Annotated in this window: 5 protein-coding genes; all 5 read left to right on the top strand. The window is 35.0% G+C overall.

Going from position 1 to position 3,053, the window contains the following annotated elements; translation table 11 throughout:
• A partial coding sequence (locus ABX784_RS16550; RefSeq protein WP_372656170.1) for a helicase-related protein occupies nt 1-352 on the top strand: 352 nt, incomplete at its 5' end.
• Between the two features lie 66 nt (nt 353-418).
• The gene (locus ABX784_RS16545) at nt 419-763 is read left to right on the top strand and encodes a hypothetical protein (RefSeq protein ID WP_372656169.1); all 345 of its coding nucleotides are present in this window, start codon (nt 419-421) and stop codon (nt 761-763) included.
• A 91-nt stretch (nt 764-854) separates the two neighbouring features.
• Nucleotides 855-1,628, top strand: a complete 774-nt coding sequence (locus tag ABX784_RS16540) for a polysaccharide deacetylase family protein (protein ID WP_372656168.1) — start codon at nt 855-857, stop codon at nt 1,626-1,628.
• A 321-nt stretch (nt 1,629-1,949) separates the two neighbouring features.
• Nucleotides 1,950-2,465, top strand: a complete 516-nt coding sequence (locus ABX784_RS16535) for a hypothetical protein (protein ID WP_372656167.1) — start codon at nt 1,950-1,952, stop codon at nt 2,463-2,465.
• A 16-nt stretch (nt 2,466-2,481) separates the two neighbouring features.
• Nucleotides 2,482-3,053 (top strand): imelysin family protein (locus tag ABX784_RS16530; RefSeq protein ID WP_372656166.1); only part of this gene is annotated, 572 nt, incomplete at its 3' end.

Raw genomic sequence — 3,053 nt, 5'->3', positions numbered from 1 at the left:
TGTAACTCATGTTATAAACTTTGATCTTCCGATGGAAGCTGAAAGTTATGTTCATCGAATTGGAAGAACAGCTAGAGCGGGAAGAGAAGGTGTTGCTATTTCTTTTTGCGATGATAGCGAATTGAAACTCTTAAGAGAAATTGAGAAATTTATTAGACTTAAGGTGCCTGTTGATAAGGAACACGCTTTACATGGCGTTGCTCCTAGTCCAAAGCCAAAGCAGACTCCGAGAGGTGCTCCTCAAGGTAATAGAGGAGGTAGGTCTTCTGCATCTTCTAGTAAGAAACCTTTTAGAAGGGCAAGAAATAATAAGAAAACTACTGCATCAAAGACAAGACCAGCGAAATCGTAATAAAGATTTTAGGTTAGAAGTATTTGTTGTCGTCAACTCGTAAAAACAATCTACAAAGAGAAAATTATGAAATGTAAGCTAAATAATTTAAATAAATATATTAATGAAATTGGACTTGAAGTCCCAGAAGTTAATCTTGATAAAGCAGCTAAGAATTGTATGACTGTTGGTGATCTCATCAAAGAACTAGAGAGTTATGATCCAGAACTACCTATACTATTAAATGTAGCTGACAAAATAGTCGAAGCAGAAGATTCTTGTATTGATGCCAACGTATCTGAAGGCCCACTTCTTGATGCTGGAACTTACTTTGATACTGATGAAGACACAAAGAATGATTACGTTGTAATTCTAAGCTCTTGTTCATGGGATGATATGTTAGATTCAGATAAGTTGTTTAATACAATTTAAAAGAAGTATAGAATTTTCTGTAATCATTACAGTCTTGTTACTGTTTAGTACTTAAATCTATATAAATAGATTCTTTGTACTAAGGATTCATATGAAATTCATCACTCTCTTACTCGTAATACTTACATTCTCACAATTAGAAGTTTGTGCATCTCCTGGTCATAGTCATCAGAAGGATTTAGATAGAACTACATCTTACAGTGTATACCCAGGTAAAAGGAAGGTTGTATTAACAATTGATGATGGACCTAGCCCAAAGGCAACGCCACAAATTCTTGAAACTTTAAGACAGTATAATATTAAGGCAACGTTCTTCGTTCTAGGAAAGAATGCTCTAAAGTATCCAGAATTAACGGATGAAATTAGAAGAGATGGACATATCGTTGCGAACCACTCTTATAAACATGAAAACTTCAGTAAATTTTCAAGATTCTTCATGAAGAGAGAGCTTAAACAGAGCTTCTTTGGAGCACATTCTGCTCTAGTTCCATACTCTGAGGGTGCTAAGCACTTTTACTTCCGTGCCCCAGGGGGCGCATGGCAGTCAAAGGCCGCAAAAGTAATTAATAAAACAAAAATAGGTAAGAGTTATATTGGACCTGTTTATTGGGATATTGGCGGAGAAGTTGTTCAAAGTAATAATGGAAAATATCTACAAGCAGCAGATTGGAATTGTTGGTCAAAGAAAATGTCAGTTGATCAGTGCCTTGAAGGTTATATGAGTGAAACTAATAAGAAAAATGGAGGAGTTATCCTCATGCATGATATTCATAATAATTCCGCTAAATTACTTAAGAAACTCATTCCTAGTTTGATTGAAGAATCTTATGAGTTTATCTCTCTTGATGATGCTGGTTTAAAGTAAGCATTAAGACTTTTGAGTGGCGCGAGAATTAACAGTTTCCTTCTTTACTTTATAAAATTCAAATGAAAAAGCGATCTCGCTCTTCTTTAGTAGATAATCGACAAGTATCTTGTCTTCCAAATAGAGAGTAATTACTCTTTGAAATCAAATTGTATATTTGCCGAACTAATTGCGACATCACCATATGTATTACAGACTCCATTTTCTAATGTGTTTTCTCTTATATTGGCTGCTTAGATATAGAAAGTATGAATAGCCATTTATAAGTTTGACATGTCAAACATTTTGACCTAGAAAAATCTATACTTTAAAAGGACACTTATGAAAAAACTAATTTTGTTAGCCTCATTTGCAGTATTTCAAGCTGCTTACTCTCAGCACTTTACCCTTCCAAACGGAACGACTTATAGAGCATTTGCTACTCATTATGATTGTGGTGAATTTGGTGAAATTAAGGCCGACACACCGGACCTTCTAGTTCAATTAAACACTAAATTTACCTATCTCGCCGCTGATAAGAGAATCAATGATTTTTTAATTGAGCTCAATACAATGGAAGAAGATAAGGTTGCATGTTTTTACGGTGTTTATTTAAAGAGAAGTCGTGAAGATAGAACTCTTTACTATCAGAGCTCTGTTATTGAATCAGCAATTGAGGGATTTGACTGCGAATCAGTAAAGTCAGACTTAGACGGTTTACTTCAGGCCCTTCCTTATGAAGGATCAAGAAGAGGTCTTAGATATTTAGCAACAACTTTAAATTCTCTAGATAGCGCAACATGTGTAGATGCATCTACTCGTATTGTTTTTGATAGAAGATATACACCTATAAAATAATTTTAAGGAGATTTATATGAAAAAATATTTATTACTATTATTAACTCTAGTATCAAGTGCAAGTTTCGCATCAAGCGTAGCAGAGAAGTACGCTGATCACGTTCTTGAGATGTATACAGAATCACTAGAGAGAGCAATTCAATTAGATTCTGACTTAAAGACATTTGTTGATTCACCAAATCTTTTCAACCACGTTACAGCTAAACTTAGCTGGATTAACGCCCGTGAAGTTTATGGTCAGACAGAAGCTTTTCGTTTCTACAGTGGGCCAATTGACTCTGATGAGGGACCTGAAGGACTATTAAACGCATGGCCTCTAGATGAGAACTATATTGACTATGTTGTTGGTGCACCAAACTCTGGAATTATTAATAATACTCAAGAGTATCCAAGTATTACAAAAGAACTCCTCATTAGCCTAAATGAAAATGATGGTGAAAAAAATATCTCAACTGGTTACCATGCGATTGAATTCCTACTTTGGGGACAAGATCTTTATAAGCTTGGTGCAGGAAGAAGAGGACACGAAGACTATGTTGTTGGATCTGTAGCAAATGCACAGAGACGTGGAGAGTATTTATTAGTTGT

It is taken from the genome of Halobacteriovorax sp. (assembly GCF_041587335.1).
Taxonomy (GTDB): Bacteria; Bdellovibrionota; Bacteriovoracia; order Bacteriovoracales; family Bacteriovoracaceae; genus Halobacteriovorax.
The sequence above is the reverse complement of the archived record's forward strand: the minus strand, read 5'-3'. Positions and strand labels throughout refer to the sequence as shown.

Coding starts and splice junctions, on each gene's coding strand:
- ABX784_RS16540 (WP_372656168.1), top strand. CDS start 855: ATGAAATTCATCACTCTCTTACTCGTAATACTTACATTCTCACAATTA.
- ABX784_RS16535 (WP_372656167.1), top strand. CDS start 1,950: ATGAAAAAACTAATTTTGTTAGCCTCATTTGCAGTATTTCAAGCTGCT.
- ABX784_RS16545 (WP_372656169.1), top strand. CDS start 419: ATGAAATGTAAGCTAAATAATTTAAATAAATATATTAATGAAATTGGA.